The following is an 18,922-nucleotide window of genomic DNA, read 5'->3' on the forward strand; positions in this document are numbered from 1 at the left end:
AGCTTGTTACCAAGCTCGGGCTTTTATTTAATGCTGTTAACAGCTAATTATTCTGCGTTGTAGGCATCATCGTGAACACCGGCTACAGCACGACCTGAAGGGTCAGCCATATTTTGGAAGCTCGCATCCCAAGCTAAAGCTTCTGGTGTTGAACAGGCTACTGATTTACCACCTGGTACACATTCAGCGCATGATGGGTGCGGGAAGTGACCTTCGAAGATAGTACGGTAGTAGTATGCTTCTTTAGTGTCTGGCGTATTGTGCGGGAAGCGTTTTTCAGCATTCGCTAATTGATCATCAGTTACGTGATCTGCACAGTGCTCTTTTAAGCTGTCGATCCAGCTATAACCTACACCGTCTGAGAACTGCTCTTTTTGACGCCATAACACTTCATCTGGTAAGTAACCTTCTTTAAAGGCTTCACGTAAGATGTTTTTCTCTGGCTTACCATTTTTACACATTTTCGCTTCAGGGTTGATACGCATCGCCACATCCATAAACTCTTTGTCTAGGAATGGTACACGTGATTCAACACCCCAAGCCGACATTGCTTTGTTTGCACGTAAGCAATCGAACATATGTAATTTGTTAAGCTTGCGGTTAAGCTCTTCGTGGAATTCTTTCGCGTTTGGCGCTTTGTGGAAGTATAAGTAACCACCAAAGATTTCGTCAGCACCTTCACCTGAAAGTACCATCTTAATACCCATCGCTTTGATCTTACGCGCCATTAAGTACATTGGCGTTGATGCACGAATAGTTGTGACATCGTAAGTTTCTAAGTGATAGATAACGTCTTTAACGGCATCAATACCGTCTTGGATTGTGTATGTCATCTCGTGGTGAACAGTACCAATCGCATCAGCAACTTTTTTCGCTGCTTTTAAATCTGGTGCGCCTTCTAGACCTACTGCAAATGAGTGAAGTTTTGGCCACCAAGCTTCACCTAAATCGTTGTCTTCAACACGACGGGCAGCGAATTTTTGTGTAATTGATGAGATAACAGATGAATCTAAACCGCCCGATAAAAGTACACCGTATGGTACGTCTGACATTAAGTGAGACTTAACTGACTTTTCTAAAGCCGCGTTAATGTCTTCTGGCTTAGCTTCGTTATCTTTAACCGCGTCATATTCCATCCAGTCACGTTGGTAGTACTGACGTAACTCACCATCTGCTGAATGTAAGTAATGACCCGGAGGGAATTCTTTGATTGATTTACAAACCGGTACTAAGGCTTTCATTTCTGAAGCCACGTAGAAGTTACCGTGGTCATCCCAACCCATATAAAGTGGGATAATACCCATGTGGTCACGGCCGACTAAGTATTCGTCTTTTGTTTCATCATAAAGGATGAAAGCAAACATACCTTTTAATTCGTCGATGAACTCAATACCTTTTTCTTGGTATTTAGCTAAGATGATTTCACAATCTGATTTAGTTTGGAATTCGAAGTCTACTGTCAAATTCGCTTCTAGCTCTTTGTGATTGTAAATTTCGCCGTTGACCGCTAAAACGTGATTTCGATTTTTATTGAATAGAGGTTGGTCGCCAGAATTTACATCAACAATCGCTAAACGCTCGTGCGCTAGAATTGCATTATCGCTTGCATAAACACCTGACCAGTCTGGGCCACGGTGGCGTAATAATTTAGACAGCTCTACTGCTGACTTACGAAGTTCTGCTTGATCTGTCTTCAGATCAAGAATACCAAAAATGGAACACATAGAGTTCTCACTCCCTCTTTTTATTCAATAGCTTTTTATATTTATTCGAAATCACTGTGGAATAAAATCCACAGCATGCAATTTGCCAGTTTTGAAATAAATAGCAACACTAAATGTAAAGTTTTTCCCTTTACGTTATGTCTATTGGTTATAAAGCTTCATAAAAACGTCACGCTTGCATAAATCCAGATTAAAAAAACATCAAAAGCTGCTGATTAGAAAACAATTTGGCAAAAAATAGATGAATAACAATTCACATAAGAAAAATAAAAAACCAAAAAGAGAATAATTCCACTTTAACAAAGAGTAGGCTTTAAACTTGAAACGCCAGCCCTTTTATAAAAATCTAGACAACAAAAAAGCACTCAAAAGAGTGCTTTTTATCAAACATAATTTATTGGGAATTATAAATTATTGGGTACCGTTTCTACTCATTTGTAATGCCCAAGCTGATGAGAAATCAGTATGGTTGTAGTTAATACGTCTTGGGTGGCCTGCTTCATTTCTTAATCGGTTTTCAGTGAATTCCCAACCTGCAGCAAAAGCCAAACCTACTGTTTTAGCTTCTTCTTCCCAACCACCGCGGACGACACGTTTACCAGCCATCATTCGCCATGCATGAATCAGCTCATGACCGACCATTATATCTTCACGTGCAGCAGTCCAATCACCTTTGTAGTTTTGCTTACCGTGCCACCAGTGATCATTCAAACCTTCAGCATAAATTTGAGGCGTTAGGCGTACTTGAGTAGGGATGCCTTTCCCCGGAGATAAGTAATCGTAAAACATAAAGCATATTTTGTAGTAAGTAGCATCATCACAAATTGTACGGCCAAGTGAGATATCGACGAGCTCTTTGATTGTCTTACCAGAAATTTGTGAAATGTATCTCCAAGGGTCGTCAATCCTAACAGCCAAACGAGACATAATATTATGGAGTTCACAAGAAACGGCTTTTCTGTATAAAACTTCGTTGTAGCCCAAGTGCTGTTTAAACTTCTTTTCCCAGTACTTTTCAGCAGGTGTTTTTTTGCCTTCACTAGAAGTTCTATCTTTTTCTCGAACGAGTAAGTTTTGTACACGAGGCCTAAAAGAAATCACCATACGATCGTACTCTTGTTGGGCACAACGCGTATCTTTTGCTTGGGCACAGCCATCGTATTTCAGTGTTTTACCACCTGAGAAAATGTGACACGGATACCCTGTGTCATCAATGGCAGCAATTAGCTTTCGGCCAGTAGGTAGGCGTGCTAATTTATCAAGAGCTTTTGCTACGCCTGAAGTAAATTGGTTTCCATCTTTTTGATTCAGGTTTGAGCCAGATTGCTGGCCATTAGAATACATCTGTCTACCCTCAACTGGGTGAATCGAAATAGATCGACTGTACTGTATCATTGGCATCGCTGATTCCTTATATTATCCGTGGCGCTTAACTTCGATGTTTATCTAAGCGTAGTAAAAAAGTCTAATAGTAAAATGTGTAAAAATTGAGTAAATTGCTACAAATATTGGCTGTTTCAGATATTTCTTACAGCCTTGATATTTAATGACCAAGTTCCATTTTTGAGCTTTAATTAAAAAATTATGAAGCAAAATCATTGTAAAAATTGTCAAAAAATTATGTCGCTAGCTGAGTATAGACACTCGCCATACTGTTCATCAGGCCCTTGCCAACTAGCGAAAGTTCAAGCGCAATTAAAAGCTCAAAAACAAACAAAAACAGCGTTAAAGCAGACCGTTGCTAATCAGTACCAAAATGCAGAAAACGCCATAAACGTATCTGCAGAGCATGTACTGCTAGTACCAGCCAATACCACTGCATTATCTGAATTAACTGAAGAGAGAAAAAGGTCATTCTTGGCGCATCTTGCTTCTGTTTATCAAAACATTGAGTCAAGTAGTAAAACCGACAATTACCTTTATGCATTTGTCACCAATGAAGTGACAAAACAAGACATTGATGATTATCAACTCGACAAAGCCTGTGCTACCTGTCAGGGGCATTGTTGCTTACTCGGAGGGACTCATGGCTTTCAAGATCCCCTGTCACTGAAACATAACTTAGTTTACATCGAAAAGTTACTTGAAAAAGAGGTCTCACTCACAGAACTACTATCTCTTTTCTCGCGTTATTTCCCTCACTCAACATCAAAACTAGGTTGTGTATTCCAAGGTGAAATGGGGTGTACTCTTCCTACCAGCCTTCGCTCCTTAACTTGCAACCGATTCTTTTGTAAGGAAATTGTCGAATTTACCCGTGATCAGCAAAATAAAACTCCCTTTAGCGCAAAGGTCGCGGCAATAGCTGACAATGAAATAATAAGAACCCAAATTCACTAAATCATGCCGTGGAAATTCAAACCCCAAGCGCGGTTTTTTTGCACTTGGAAACCAGCATTTTGCAGTGCTTGAATAAAGTTTTTGAATTCATTCATATTGTGCAAAGTAATGATGGTGTTATTGCCATAACCTGTAATGGAGTTTTTCGGTACAAAAGCGGTGAAAGGAAAACCCTCGCCTTCATCTGTCATCTCGTCGCCCGTGATCGCGCCAAAAATAGTCGGTCTTAAAGACTCCATATTGTGATGAACTCGGCGAAGATAAGCACCATCAGTGCCATTTGCTGCCCCCATAAGCTTGTTCATTAAATTCACACAACGCAGCACACGAGGCGTTAGATTACCCATATGGGCATGTTCATGCTCATGCTTACCAGGCTTTTGATTGAGTCGACCTGTATGCAAACTCATATCCATTACTTTGTCTAAATTAACCCCAGCTTGAAATACTTCTTCACCGTCATAGTCACTATGAGCCATTTTCGATTTATTGCCGTAATCAGCCCATTTAGGACAAATTGTTAATAAATCATAATCACCAGTAATAGGTTTACCGTGAGTGACCATTACTCGAACTGGTTCAAGATGGGCATACGCCGTCTCTCGTTTAGTTGGCTTTTTGACTTTAATAACGTATTTGCTCGGTAAGAAATAAATATCGTATTTATGATTATTTTTGATACCAACAAAATGGCGAGTAGCCCCTGTACTGTCTTGGCAAACAATGAGTTTATCTTGGCTTTCTAGCAAATCAGAGTAATGCTGAATTGCGGTTCGACCACCTACAGGTACACTTTTTTGCAGTACTAATTCATTAGCATCGAGTGATAAAATAGCAGCATGCTGATGGTGATGTTCAATACCATTTAAATTAGCTTTGGTGCTTTTGTTCTCTGCGGATAAGTTACCGACTTTTTTGGAAAAACGCCCTTCCAATGGAACAAAACCAGCCTGGGGCCCCCAGTCAGCACTTTTACCTTTTAAATGAAAGTTCTTTGAAGGGTGATTTCGCTCTAACCAGCGCAGTGACCATTTACCAGTAGATCGGAACATGATCACTTCACCAAGCGTTTCAGCGGCTTTAACACATGCTTGCATGTCTAATTTGGTCATACCATTGTCTTTATCTAGATATGACCTTTCTAAACCCAATTCCATTTATAACGTTCCTATTGTAATTCAGTTAGTTGCCGCCGTTGTACGAATACTTCATCGTTGTTTCTTTGTTACCCCAGAACTTGTACCAAGGCTTTTTACTTATCAGTGCATTTTCACCTTTGCGAACAATCCTAAGTAGCCCTTTAATAACCAAGTCATCACTGGATAAATTCTTTGCCCAGCCATTTGAATAAACTCGACCATGCTTTTTTATCGCATCAAGATAACTCACACCATTGTTGAATTTTTTCTGGCTCAACACACTGCCATCGGCAGTGATCAGCTGTAAGAAGCGCATCTTGTCACCACAAATATTCGTGGCATAGGTAATACCACCAATGACTGGTGCATTTTCGGTTGCTTCTAAAAACATATCGTTAAAGTGATCAGCTGTACCTGATAATGCCGAGATACGCGCAGGCTCAGGTAATCGCCAGTACTGCTTACAATCTTCAATAAAATTATTGATGTACTTGCGCTGCTTAAACATGTAAATCAAGCGAATAATACTCTCAATAACACCCGCAATGGCATTAGCCACAACAGAGGTACCCATACTAATGAATTTTAAGCTTGCTGAAATTGCTGCTTTAACAACCGCGAATAAGCCTTCAAGCATTTCATTATTAATTAACTGACCAACCGCTTTTACAATGGTTTGGCTGTGCCCTTTTACTAGTTTTACTTTCCAGCCTTTCCACCACAATTCGATTTTATTAACCAAGGTTTTACCAAAGGTATATAAACCCCAAACACCGCCAGCAATATCAAAAATGAAAGGCGACATATTGGTAAATAAAATCTTTGCAATCATGCCACCTACGCCATCACCGTCAGAACCAAAAGATAGCTTTTGCATGATTGAGTTAACAGCGCCTGTACACCACTCCATCAACTTACCGGCTTCTGACTTCCCCATACCACCATCTTTAATATAATGATAAGAAAGGTAGCCACCCGAGCCGACGCCAGCTAAGCCCAACTTATTGATATTCATAAAAGAAGCAATCGTCGTCAATGGGCTGACTTTGTTCATATTGGCCCAAAGGTAGATGACCCCTTCACGCGCATTGGCCATATCATCGTTAAGATCGACCGTATTAACATTACTTCTAACGCGAGGCATTATTCTTCACCTATCTTGATTGGTTATTCACTATCTTCAGTTTACGAGCAAATATCGTTAATGCCAATATCACCAATAGTAAGAGTTGGTTAGCAGCAGCGTCTCTAGTAATTAAGGTCAATAAATTACTCATAACTCACATATGTTACTCAAGCCAAAACTACAACTTGATTAAAGGTCTCAGTTTACTAAAAAAGAAAAGACAATAATTAGATACGGTTCACACTTTAGATATTAACGATACAGGTACCGCTATACTATCCCTTGATTTGGGGATAGCTATTTATTCAAAGGATGGTGAAAGTTTTTATATAAGAAAGGATTTTAATGAAGAGTTAGCATATGGCGCTGATGTAACAACGCCATTAATCTTATTCAGCTATAAGTAATTAATACTTTAAATCCAAGAGCCTTCGTAAAAGACTTCAGAGGTGAATACATTTTTTATTTTTATGCCACTATTTTCCATGTCATAGCAGATCGTGCCATATTGAGATTGGTTCGACAGTGTATTTTGATGCGCACGAATATCTCTATATCGAGCTTGTGCTAGGGCGAAGCGCTTAAACTTTTCCTCGTTTTCACCGTTAGCTTGAACCGCTGCGATAACATCGTAATTCCCTCCGTTGCTGTTGAAGGAAATCAAGAATTTTTGTCCTAATACCCGCTTTTGTTCAGAGGTTAAAGTACTGACCCAATTTTTTAGATTCTTGTAGTCTGGAGTCTCAAGTACTGTCCTTCGTTCGTATTCAAGTTCCGCATGCTCATCGGTTTCAACTGTAATACAGCCTTGTAATTCATCAAAGCCAGTCGCACCAGAGCGGCTTGTAACTCTGACAGTTCGATTTTCTCCTAAATTTTTAAAGAGTTTGTATGCCAAACTTGTAGATAATAGTTCAGGCGCGATTCTCGCTTGCTGTCCCTCTCGATATGCCATCGTCCGAGCAGCGTAACAAATCATCAACTCAATTTTGTATTTGTCATTTCGATTGGGAAGTAAATAAGTCAGAAAAGAAGAAACTTGGTCCCATTTAGCGAGTGGTTCTTTACCATAAAATTGGCCACCATAAACATAATCAGTACAATTCATATGCCCATGAGCAGAAACGAATATTTTCCATGCCCCTTGGCAAGCCAAGCGTATTGCATTCAACTCTTCCTGAGAGATACTTGAAGACCAATTCAATACCCCCAGTTTATGAACCCTTAGCATTTCAAAGACGTCATATTGAATAACTTCATAGCTGTTTCCAAAAAAACGCCTAAATCCATTACGGGAATATTTGGTTTTAAGGCCATCACCTAGTTTTTCTACAGCTTGTTCATTTGCGTCTTTAAGTAAGTTTAAATAAATTACTTTTCTACTCATCATCTGTTCCTATGTGAATCGGCGAAGATTAAAATACTAAGAGATTGCTGATGACTCACCCAACCCAAGTTTATCTTTAAAGCAAGGTGAGCCATTTAACTGTGCTAGACTATCGAGTAACTGAACTCTCCATCTTTTGCAGTGACTTCAACTTTAGTGATTGGTGTACCTTCAAGCATGAAAGTTAAGAACTGCTTACTCACTTCAGGAAGAAGCGTATTCGTTAAGATGGCATCGATCATACGACCGCCACTTTCCAGCTCTGTACATCGACTAACAATCAACTCAACCACGGCATCATCATAGTTGAATTCAATACCTTGGCCTTCTTCAACACGCTTCTTAATGCGATCAAGTTGTAAGCGCGTAATGCTATTAAGCATTTCATCAGACAGTGGGTAATAAGGAATTGATACAATTCGACCTAGCAATGCTGCTGGGAAAATCTGTAATTGCGGCTCGCGTAGTGCCTTAACTATACCTTCAGGCTCAGGCATCAAGTCAGGGTCTTTACACATATTCATAATAAGGTCACTACCTACGTTTGATGTAAGTAGGATCAGGGTATTTTTAAAGTCGATTAAACGACCTTCCCCATCTTCCATGACACCCTTGTCAAATACTTGGAAGAAGATCTCATGAACATCAGAGTGCGCTTTTTCTACCTCATCAAGTAATACAACTGAATAAGGTTTACGACGCACGGCTTCAGTTAAAATACCACCCTCGCCATATCCAACATAACCAGGAGGAGCACCTTTAAGCGTTGATACCGTATGTGCTTCTTGGAATTCACTCATGTTAATCGTGATAACGTTTTGCTCGCCACCGTATAAAGCTTCAGCTAATGCAAGCGCGGTTTCAGTTTTACCAGTACCTGAAGGACCGCAAAGCATAAATACCCCGATTGGCTTATTCGGGTTATCAAGACCAGCACGAGATGTCTGGATACGTTTAGCAATCATATCCATACTGTGATCTTGACCAATAACTCGCTGCTTAAGCACACTCGGTAAGTTCAAGACAGTGTTAATTTCATCATTCACCATCTTACCTACAGGAATGCCAGTCCAATCGGCAACAACAGCGGCAACGGCTTGCTCATCACAGGCAGGAAGAATAAGCGGTGATTCACCTTGTAATTCTTCTAATTTGGCATGATGTTGATCAAGTTCAGCTTGAGCTTCGCTAATAGCCTGACTGTTATCAATCGTTGCTGTCTCTTCATCTTGTTCAGATGCTTTTTGCTCAGTAATGAGATCGCGCAGTTTACGACGTGACTCAAGTACACTATCGACCACTTCTTTTTCAGCCTGCCATTTCTCAGCAAGCTCTTGTTCACGGTTTGTTTCAAACGCCAAGCATTCGGCAATATCATCCATGCGCTTTTGATTAACAACGCCAATTGCCGCTTCTTTTTCTAGAACATCTTGCTCAACTTTTAAGTTTTCGATGCGTTGTTTACAGTCTTCTAATTCAGCTGGTGTTGCAAACTGACTCACGGCAACACGAGCTGCTGCTGTATCTAATAAACTAACGGCTTTATCTGGTAATTGACGAGCAGGAATATAACGATGAGATAGCTTTACAGCTGATTCAATAGCCTTATCTAACATCTCTACGTGATGATGCTTTTCTAACATGCCAGCAATGTTGCGAAGCATTAAAATAGCTTTTTCTTCGTCTGGCTCTTCTACTTTAACCACTTGGAAACGACGTGTTAAAGCAGGATCTTTTTCAATGTGCTTTTTGTATTCTGCCCAAGTCGTTGCACCAACTGTTCTCAGTTCCCCGCGTGCCAATGCAGGTTTCAATAAGTTAGCAGCATCGCCTGTACCAGCGGCACCACCAGCACCCACAAGAGTATGCGTTTCATCAATGAACATGATGATAGGTGTCGTTGAAGATTGCACTTCTTCAATAACTTGTTTTAGACGGTTCTCAAATTCACCTTTCATACTGGCGCCAGCTTGTAATAGGCCAATATCAAGCGCGAGTAACTTAACATCTTTTAATTTCGGTGGTACATCACCTTTGACAATACGATGCGCAAACCCTTCTACAACAGCAGTTTTACCGACACCTGCTTCACCGGTTAAAATAGGGTTGTTTTGACGACGACGCATCAAAATATCAATAAGCTGGCGAATTTCTTCATCACGACCAATAATAGGGTCTAGCTTGCCAGAGCGAGCTTGCTCTGTCATGTCAGTACAATACTGAGCTAACGCCTCTTCTTTACCCATTTGAGCAGGTGCCATTGCATCATTGCTCGTACCAGGTTCGCCTTGCGCTAAGTTCGTGCCATCTGTTGAGCCTTGGCCATCTTCTGGCGAACCAGATACGATGTCATGAAGGTTATCACCAAGTTGCTCCACTTTTACTTTGGCAAACTCAGCCGAAATGCTTAACAAGGCATTTTTAAGCTCACGCGTTTTAAGCATACCTAAAACAATATAAGCCATACGGACTTTGGAATCACCGTAAGCTAAGCTACCAAACACCCAGCCTCGTTCAATTGATTCTTCAATATGGCTAGATAAATCTGAAATTGAGGATGCACCTCTTGGTAACGCATCTAAAGCGTCAGTCACATCTTTTGCTAAACGCGCGGGTTCAATATCAAAGTGTTGAACAATTTTATGTAAATCGGAATCTTGTAATTCTAAGATTTGTTTAAACCAATGCACTAATTCAACATAAGGGTTACCGCGTAATTTACAGAAAACGGTTGCGCCTTCTACGGCTTTGTAGGCAAGTGGGTTTAACTTACCAAATAAACTGACTCGGCTTATCTCTGACATGTTGTTATTCCTTTTAGCAAGAAGCTGTCTGATAGACGGTTATAGGAGCACATTGCTGTAGGTGAGCTAGCTCACTTTGACTCCATGAATTAATGCCCAGTTTAGAGCGACCTAAATGACTGGTGCGAGTTTGTTGCGGTTTCAGCGAAATGCTGATTTGATATTCAAATTCTTGGCCAACAGCTCGACGCACAAGCTTATCGAGCATTTTTAAATATTGTTTATCATCGACTAATCGAATGTACTCATCATAATCCAAAGGGCCGATGTTAATTTTAAAATTAAAGCAGGCTTGGTAGGTTCGTTGGCCGAGCATGGCATCGTGGCCTAGACTGGCATTTTGGTGACCGAGTTTAAGTACTTCCTGCTCGTTAAGCTCATACCAACGCCCAACAAATTCATCAATACTCACAGGCAATTGTAAATACTCAGCTAATAGTTGAGATAACACTCTCGGGCTGCGATTTTTTTGACTTAATAACCCTGATAGGTATTGGCTGACAGGCTGTTTGAAAAAAGCTTCTTCTTCAAGCTCTGGCTCACCTGCTAACGCTGCTAAATTTTGCTGAAAGTGATCTTGTTCAGGTCTGTCGTGACTAACAGCAGGCTCGGCATCAGCCCATGCACGATAAAATAATGAGATGAACCTATGGTTAAAAATATCCAAAAATTCATTAAACGTAGCATCTTGGTGACGAAAGTTACGCTCGATAGCGTACTCGGTAAAATGAAGCGGTAATGGGCCATTAATACCTAGCATGCCCCAATAGCTGTTTTTGACCTTGTGATCACCCGTAGCTTTATTTTTACTAATTTCAGTAAAGGCTGACGAGTAAAAATGCATAAGTGGCGTTTGACCAAAACGCGCGACATCTTGTTTAGGTGAAATAGAATAACCAATACGCTCAGATAATGGCGCATTGGCTTCTAAATACCTCAATAATGACTCGAATTCAAAGTCGAGTAATTCATCATGATTATGAGTAAGTTGATCTAGATAGGATTTCGCTTGCCGATTCGTATTGGCCATCGGTGGATCTCCCCTCTTGTTGATGAATTTAAGATCAACTGAGTAAATGAATTAATACTTACGTATTGAGCAAAGAATTGCTCAAGTACCATGCCTAACATGTAGCAACTACTACCTTCATAGGCGAGCTCATCAAAAGTGATACTTATCGCCACGCCACGACCAAAACAAATAGGGCCTTTAATCGGTAATCGCGCAGTAATTTGCTCGGTTTGAACATCAATAATACCGTCTATTTGTTTGCCGTGAGCAAAATCACTCTTATCAAGCATCAAACTTAATAACGTTTTAAGACTATTGATCGCTGGACGATGATCTCCATCAGCTAAACCTAAAAAGTTAATCGATAACTGATTGATTAAATCCCAAGATGTACTGCCTTGACTGGCAGGTGCCTTAGGTCGAGTAGGCTCACCTACACAGCGAACGGATTCACACGGTGCTCCCGTTTCTATTGTAAAATCAGTATGCCCTTTTCCTAAAGGCATCATGAGCGGTAAATCTCGGTTACTGCACATAATATCAACCGCTAGCTGCCTTAAATCATCAGAAAATGGCGCTCGTTTAGGGTCGACCAAATTGATAAAAATTTCAGTACCGATATAACTCGAGCGATGACCAAACTTTCGTTGGTTTGCATTTAGATTTCGAGTTTGGCGCTTTTGGGTAAAGAAACCTTGTGGTTTATTAAAGTTATCATTATTGGTGCTGTACAGAGGGGTGAACTCAACCGTAGGCTCAATACCAGTATTGAAGCCTTGGATATGTTCAATACTGCAAACTTCAAAATCTAGAGGCCTTAACCTGTCCGGTACAACATGAAAATCATGGTGACTTTTATCGACTTTAATACGCTCGGCACGCTTGGGAAATAAATTAATAGCAGGTGTGCAATTGAGCGCAAAATTATCGGCTGAAACTAAGTTTTCGAGGCGATTATCATTGTGGTCGAGCAAGAGTAAAAGCTCTATTTTTTCTTCATCACAATGACGAAGTGTCGGAGCCAGGTTTTCTAATTCTAAAAATAAAAATCGTTTGGTAAAAGCAAAGTATTCTTTTAATAAACGAAAGCCATCAAATTGGCGATTAGAATATGGCAAAAGTGCCTGTTCTTGATTGAAGCCTGTGGGGGTAATTTGCGTTTTAGCATGTTCACGTCGCCACAAATTATTACCCGTTTTGTATAAAGCGCCAATATAACCCTTTGTCAGAGCCTCAAAAAGGTAAAGCGGAAATGATTCTGTGCCGCGAATGTGTAAATTTAAATGGTTTAGGTCAATGTCAGAAAAACGCGTACCTGGTGCCGACTCTAAAGTCACTAAAATAGCACTTTTAGGTGTTTTGACCGAATGAATACTGACCTTATTGGTATAAGCTGACAAAGCTTGTGAGTTAATATATTCAGCAGCGGTCAGTTTAATCGGCCACATGGTTACATCATGAGCGGTGCGATATTCACAAGCGGTTTGTTCACCTTTACCTAAAATACTGTGCAAAGGGGTATTGCGTGACAGCGTAACACCTTGCGCTAAGCTTCCCTCTTCGTAATCAGGGTTAAACTGAGCAACGAGCATAGATGGGATAGGCTGTAAAAAACTGGGAAATAATAGCTCAGTCAGGTGTTGGGTAAATTTAGGAAAGGACGCGTCAAGCTTTTGATGTACTCGCGCAGATAAAAAAGCAAAACCTTCAAGTAATCGCTCGACATAAGGGTCTGAACAATCAAAACCCTCGAGGCCTAATCGACCTGCGATCTTTGGATACTCTTGAGCAAATTCAGCGCCAGATTCGCGGATGAACTTAAGCTCTTGGTTATAAAATTCTAAAAACTTGGCATCCATATTACTAACTTAGGCTGGTAACCTGAACATGACCATTTTCCAGGTCAACTTCGGTTTTCAAAAACAATTGCAGTGGTAAGGGCTGAGCCCATAAATCGCCACTAATTTCAAAAGAGAGTGTGTGATTACTCATCTCTTCTTTGTTTACATGCACTTTAACTTTTAAAGTGCTGGCAATAATTCTAGGCTCGTATTGCTTTACACACCGAGCCACTTCTCTTTCTATTTGCTTAGCATTAAAAACAGCTGAGGTTCGACCGGCCAATTCAGGGATGCCGTAGTTGATCGTCGATGACTTAACATAAGGGAAGTCATCCATATCAATACTCGCATCAGCTGAGACAGAGTTGAGTAACCAAGCAATGTCACGCTGAACAAGCTGTCTTAAACGATTGACAGAGATCACGCGTTTTTCACGAGATTCAAACTGCTTATCCGGTTCATCATCGGTTAGACGATCGAGCAAAGAGAGCTGTAACCGCTCTTTTTGAGATAACTCAGGCATCTAGCTTAATTCAGCTCAAGTTTTTCAATGTTTAACATTGGGTGCTCATTGCTGTCAGTAATGAAGACTCTTTGACCTTGACCAATGAAAAAGTTTTCAACTGGCTCTACCCATTCACAACTGCGAGATAGCTTCTGACTATCATTAGTTTGCGCAGTAATTGGATATCGAACAGGCAAAAACACGACTAATTTACCACGGTTTTTCAGCGTTACATGTGCACCGCGCCAAACCATGTCTCTTAAATCTTCTACGGGTTCAAATTCAATTGAGGTAACATTTTCTAGTGGTAACCAGTAGTAGCTACCGTTAACGATAACTTCAACGACAGGACCAAAACGCAAATCGCCATCAGTGATCCAATTGAAGGAATCTTGCTCGTTAATTTTACCAGCTAGTTCAGGCGCAACTTCTGTCCCCTGGTTGATTAAACCCGCAGCAGCTTCGTATTCACCTTTGGCAGCATGTTGAAAAGCTTTAACAAAATAAGCCAACCATTCAGAGGGCTCACCAAAGCACGTTGGTTCTTTATCACCAGCAAAAACAGCGGCTCGCTGTTGCTCACATTCGATTAATTGCTGATAGGTATTGACCATAGGGATCGCACTATCGGACATATCTTTGATAACATCGAGCTGGTTTACCGCTTTTTTCCAATCTTGCGTTATGCAACTTAATTGAAATAAGAAAATTCTCAAATCGACATTACTTGGGTCTTTTCTTATTTCACTAAATAGCTGTTGCTGACACGCCTCAAGGTCACCTTGCTTTAACAAGCTTTCTGCATTCATGATGTATTACCGATACGATGTGTTGATAGATTAGAAAGAGGATATATCTCAGCATTCACCAGGAATGCTGAGATATTAGATTGGCTATTAAGCAGGAACGTTACCAGGTACATCCCACTTGAACTCAACAGCAGCACCGCCAGTACCGTCGTCTTTTTGAGTTTTGTAAGTTGATTTGATTTTAGCGAAGTTTAACGTCACATTTTCAGTTAAACGATCTTCACCGCCGGAACCACCTGTAGAGTATGAAGTAACCATTACTTCTTTTAATTCAATTACGAAGTACTCAAGTGGGTTACCACCCGCTTTACGAACAACTAATTTAGCAGTAGCTATGTGCTCACCTGTTGCAATTTTGTTCATTAATGTTGCGGTTGAATTATCAACATACTTAGTGATGCTAATATCTTGGAAGTTTGCTTTACCTGCACCACCACCTTTACCTTGGTGTAAAGTGCCAGTTTGTGATAAACCCCAACTCCAAGCTAAGATGTCGATTTGATCTTTATACGCTTTATCTTCTGATTCACCTTTAATGCCTTCAAGCACTAAAAACATATCTGCAGCCATAGTATTTCTCCTTGGTTTAAATTCTTATTAAGCCTTTTCAGAAGGCAGTTTTGATACCAAACGTAAAGAAGCAGTTAAGCCTTCTAATTGGTAGTGTGGTCTTAAGTAAAATTTTGCACTGTAGTAACCTGGGCTACCTTCCACTTCATCAACAGCTACTTCTGCTGCTGCAAGTGGACGACGCGCTTTAGTTTCTTCAGTAGAGTTATCTGGATCACCGTCAACATAATTGTTGATCCATTCATTTAACCAACGTGACATATCGTCACGGCTCTTAAATGAACCAACCTTATCGCGAACCATACATTTCAAGTAGTGAGCGAAACGACAAGTTGCAAACAAGTATGGTAAACGTGCTGATAATGCCGCATTTGCAGTTGCATCTGGGTCATCATATTCCGCAGGCTTTTGTAACGTTTGAGCACCGATAAACGCTGCCATATCAGAATTCTTACGGTGAATTAGTGGCATAATACCGCAAGCTGAAAGCTCAGCTTCACGACGGTCAGAAATCGCAACCTCAGTTGGACACTTCATGTCTACGCCGCCATCATCACTTGGGAAAGCATGAACTGGTAAGCCTTGAACGTCACCACCTGATTCAATACCACGGATGCGTGAACACCAGCCGTACTCTTTGAATGAACGGTTAATGTTTACCGCCATTGAATATGCAGCATTAGCCCAAGTGTATTTAGAAGAGTCAGCACCTGAAGTATCTTCTTCGAAGTTAAATGCTTCACAAGGCTCTGTATCTGCGCCGTATGGTAAGCGAGATAGTACACGAGGCATAGTTAATGAAATGTACTTAGCATCATCAGTTTCACGTAATGAACGGAATGAAGCATAATCTGGTGTAGAGAATACTTTTGTTAAATCACGTGGGTTTGCTAACTCACTCCAGCTGTCCATCTGTAATAAGCTAGGACCAGCAGCAGAGATGAATGGCGAGTGTGACGCCGCACAAATCTTAGACATGTTAGATAACAAATTAACATCAGCTGGGCTGTTATCGAAGTAGTAGTCACCAACGATTGCGCCTAATGGCTCACCACCAAATTGACCGTACTCTTCTTCATAGAATTTCTTGAAGATTGGGCTTTGATCCCAAGCAGTACCTGCGAATTTCTTCAAGTTTTTAGCCAATTCTTTCTTAGTGATGTTGAAAGCACGGATCTTTAACGTCTCGTCAGTTTCCGTGTTGTTCACTAAGTAATGTAAACCACGCCAGGTGCCTTCTAATTGTTGGAAGTCTTCATGGTGCAGGATTTCATTTACTTGCTCTGAAAGTTTTTCGTCAATCTTAGCAATGATAGATTCAATTGAGTGAACCGTGTCTTCAGAGATAACATTTGCATCTTCTAAAGCATAACCGGCTAACGTATTGAATGCTTTTTCAACTTCATCAGCCGCACGGTCTGATTTAGGTTTGAATTCTTTTTGTAATAGAGAGGCAAAACTACCGGCATCAAGTTCTTCAACAGCGCCTTCTTGGCCGCCTTCTAGTAATTCTTCAGCCATTATTATTCTCCGCCTTCTTCATCTTTTGGTTTTGCTGATTCAGTTAACGATGCTAACAATGCAGGATCTTTTAGGGCTTTAGCGATTAATTGTTCTGCACCTTCTTTACCATCCATATAAGTCACTAAGTTAGCTAATTGAGTACGCGCTTCTAGTAACTCTTTTAAACCATCAGTTTGCTTAGCGATGGCCTCAGGAGTGAAGTCGTCCATACTTTCAAACTTCATTTCTACTGCTAAATTCCCTTCGCCAGTTAACTTGTTTGGTACAGTAAATTGCACGCGAGGTTTAGCTGATTTTAATCTGTCATCGAAGTTATCAACGTCAATTTCTAATAGCTTACGCTCAGAAATTGGCGCTAGTGGCTCTTCAGGGTTACCACTTAAATCCGCCATTACACCCATAACAAATGGGATCTGTATCGTTTTTTCGGCACCGTATAATTCGACATCGTATTCAATTTGAACACGCGGTGCGCGGTTACGGGCTATAAATTTTTGACCACTGGACACATTATTCTCCTTATTTGAGTGTATTACCGCTACCAGTCACTTAGCGAAGTCGCTGAACTGCTAGCTGTATTTGTTTCTGTTGTTTCAGTCGTAGGTGCTGATTCAACTTGTTGCACAGGCTGCGCTGTATTTTGCACAGACGATTGCATATCTTGTTCTGACATACCACCTAACGCTAACAATTGCTGTAGCGAGTCAGGCGAAATATCTTTAATGATGTTCAAGAAATCCATCTGAATAAAGCGCTGCGCTCGATTCATAAGTATAGGCACAGGACTAGATGGTTCAAAATCGCGATAGTAAGTTAAAATAGCTTGGAAACATTTCTCTACATCCGCTCTTGAATGAAGTGTTAATTCATCTAGGTTGCTGAATGAAGTTGCACCAGCAGGAGCTGTAGGTTGCACATTAACAGGCGCTGCTGCCTGTGGCTGAGATGCAGCCGTTGGCGTCAGTTCAGTCACGTTAACGTCCTCAACAGCAGCAGGTTGTTCAACTACAATATGCTGTTCTAGATGCTTGGCTATTTCACGGCAAGTTTCACAAACTTTATCAAAATTAATGTTATAACTATTACCTGCTTGTGAAATGAAAGTTTGATTAACTTTCTCTAAATGTTCTGCACTTTGGTTAACCGCATTGAAAATAGCCGTTAATTCCTCGGCATCCGAGTCGTGTAAAATACCTTGTACTTGCGACTTGGTTAAAGTGGTTTCGTCACCATTAATAATGTTTTCAATCACTTGCAGAGTGACTTTACCCAAACCTTTAATCTCTGCGATGGTTGCATGTTTTAAAACATCAACAACAAAGGCTTTGTCATTTAAATGGCCTAACGCTGAAATGCGTTCAAGTGGGTCACCATCGTCTTCATCTAAAGGTGGGTAAACATATTGCCACTGCGTTTCAACTAGTTCTGATAAACCAGCTAAACATTGCTCAAACTTGACTAAACCTTCAGTGTTTAAAACTGATTGAGTCAAAATTGAAATAAGTTTCAAATCACGTGTTTGATCAAAGTAGCTCAAAGCTGTTTTTTTAACATCTCGCCACTCTGGTGGCTCAGCTGGAATAGTCGTTTGGCCATCAAAGCGTTCTGGCGTGCCTTCAGCTTCGAAAAAGAAGTTCTGAAAACCTGCATCATCTTCTAAGTTAGCGCCACATTCTTCGTCTACTGTAACCGCAGAAGTGATCAGCTCTTTATAATCCATGCTTGTTGTGACCTATTTAATACTTAAGCAGTGCTATTATTAATGCTCTGAGCTATTTTTGATGGAGGTACCGAGCCGCAACTCTATACCAATGTATTTCAAATAGCGATATTATGTTTTAACTAGTCTTCTTGTAAGTCTGTTTTAAACTTCATTTTACAAGTCGTAGATTCATTTAAGCACAAAAATAATTTTTTGTATGGCTGAATCAAATTAAATATGCAAAATATCCTACACTAAATTAAAAATTATCCACCCCCTAGGATTAGGGGGGTCAAGCGTTTTAAGTTAGTGCTAGTATGAACTGCTTTTTTCCCAGCACAAGCAGAATTTCAAAGGTATTCAGAGAATTGTTAAGGCCATCACAAAATGAGATATTGGTCGGTACTTTTTGTAAGTAAGCCGTTTTACTTAATGTTAG

The 18,922-nt window shown here is 40.5% G+C and carries 15 protein-coding genes; 1 reads left to right on the forward strand and 14 read right to left on the reverse strand.

Features of this window, described 5'->3' with window-relative positions; all coding sequences use genetic code 11:
* Window positions 1-47: 47 nt before the first annotated feature.
* Both asnB and HR060_RS02085 read right to left on the reverse strand, forming a co-directional pair.
* Entirely contained in the window at window positions 48-1,724 is a 1,677-nt protein-coding gene (gene asnB, locus HR060_RS02080) for an asparagine synthase B (RefSeq protein WP_174198606.1), read from the reverse strand.
* Between the two features lie 411 nt (window positions 1,725-2,135).
* Entirely contained in the window at window positions 2,136-3,125 is a 990-nt protein-coding gene (locus HR060_RS02085; RefSeq protein ID WP_174198607.1) for a type III secretion system effector protein, read from the reverse strand.
* 219 nt (window positions 3,126-3,344) lie between these two features.
* Between HR060_RS02085 and HR060_RS02090 the strand changes: the two genes are divergently transcribed.
* Window positions 3,345-4,064, forward strand: a complete 720-nt coding sequence (locus HR060_RS02090) for a hypothetical protein (protein ID WP_174198608.1) — start codon at window positions 3,345-3,347, stop codon at window positions 4,062-4,064.
* Here the strand turns inward: HR060_RS02090 and HR060_RS02095 are convergent.
* From HR060_RS02095 to HR060_RS02150, 12 genes are all read right to left on the reverse strand, one after another.
* Complete coding sequence (locus HR060_RS02095) at window positions 4,061-5,221, reverse strand: anthrax toxin-like adenylyl cyclase domain-containing protein (protein ID WP_174198609.1); 1,161 nt, start codon at window positions 5,219-5,221, stop codon at window positions 4,061-4,063. The two genes, HR060_RS02090 and HR060_RS02095, sit on opposite strands and share 4 nt — an antisense overlap.
* Window positions 5,222-5,246: 25 nt before the next feature.
* The gene (locus tag HR060_RS02100; protein WP_174198610.1) at window positions 5,247-6,347 is read right to left on the reverse strand and encodes a hypothetical protein; all 1,101 of its coding nucleotides are present in this window, start codon (window positions 6,345-6,347) and stop codon (window positions 5,247-5,249) included.
* Between the two features lie 397 nt (window positions 6,348-6,744).
* Window positions 6,745-7,719 carry a hypothetical protein gene (locus HR060_RS02105; protein WP_174198611.1) on the reverse strand — a complete coding sequence of 325 codons (975 nt, stop codon included), beginning with the start codon at window positions 7,717-7,719 and terminating at the stop codon, window positions 6,745-6,747.
* A gap of 101 nt (window positions 7,720-7,820) precedes the next feature.
* Entirely contained in the window at window positions 7,821-10,520 is a 2,700-nt protein-coding gene (tssH, locus tag HR060_RS02110; protein WP_174198612.1) for a type VI secretion system ATPase TssH, read from the reverse strand.
* A gap of 13 nt (window positions 10,521-10,533) precedes the next feature.
* The gene (gene tssG, locus HR060_RS02115) at window positions 10,534-11,550 is read right to left on the reverse strand and encodes a type VI secretion system baseplate subunit TssG (RefSeq protein WP_174198613.1); all 1,017 of its coding nucleotides are present in this window, start codon (window positions 11,548-11,550) and stop codon (window positions 10,534-10,536) included.
* A complete protein-coding gene (tssF, locus tag HR060_RS02120; RefSeq protein WP_174198614.1) occupies window positions 11,514-13,391 on the reverse strand; it encodes a type VI secretion system baseplate subunit TssF in 1,878 nt (625 codons plus the stop codon). The genes tssG and tssF overlap by 37 nt, the downstream gene beginning before the upstream one ends.
* A 4-nt stretch (window positions 13,392-13,395) precedes the next feature.
* On the reverse strand, window positions 13,396-13,896 hold the full coding sequence (gene tssE / locus HR060_RS02125; protein WP_174198615.1) for a type VI secretion system baseplate subunit TssE: 501 nt from the start codon (window positions 13,894-13,896) through the stop codon (window positions 13,396-13,398).
* A gap of 5 nt (window positions 13,897-13,901) precedes the next feature.
* Window positions 13,902-14,687 (reverse strand): type VI secretion system accessory protein TagJ, encoded by a 786-nt coding sequence (locus HR060_RS02130; protein WP_174198616.1) that lies wholly within the window; start codon window positions 14,685-14,687, stop codon window positions 13,902-13,904.
* A gap of 87 nt (window positions 14,688-14,774) precedes the next feature.
* Complete coding sequence (locus HR060_RS02135; RefSeq protein WP_174198617.1) at window positions 14,775-15,257, reverse strand: Hcp family type VI secretion system effector; 483 nt, start codon at window positions 15,255-15,257, stop codon at window positions 14,775-14,777.
* 27 nt (window positions 15,258-15,284) lie between these two features.
* Window positions 15,285-16,778: a type VI secretion system contractile sheath large subunit gene (gene tssC, locus HR060_RS02140; protein ID WP_174198618.1), complete on the reverse strand. Its 1,494-nt coding sequence runs from the start codon at window positions 16,776-16,778 to the stop codon at window positions 15,285-15,287.
* A gap of 2 nt (window positions 16,779-16,780) precedes the next feature.
* Complete coding sequence (tssB, locus tag HR060_RS02145) at window positions 16,781-17,290, reverse strand: type VI secretion system contractile sheath small subunit (RefSeq protein WP_174198619.1); 510 nt, start codon at window positions 17,288-17,290, stop codon at window positions 16,781-16,783.
* 29 nt (window positions 17,291-17,319) lie between these two features.
* Complete coding sequence (locus tag HR060_RS02150; protein WP_174198620.1) at window positions 17,320-18,501, reverse strand: type VI secretion system protein TssA; 1,182 nt, start codon at window positions 18,499-18,501, stop codon at window positions 17,320-17,322.
* Window positions 18,502-18,922 lie beyond the last annotated feature (421 nt).

The sequence above is a fragment of the Marinifaba aquimaris genome (assembly GCF_013328345.1).
GTDB lineage: Bacteria > Pseudomonadota > Gammaproteobacteria > Enterobacterales > Alteromonadaceae > Marinifaba > Marinifaba aquimaris.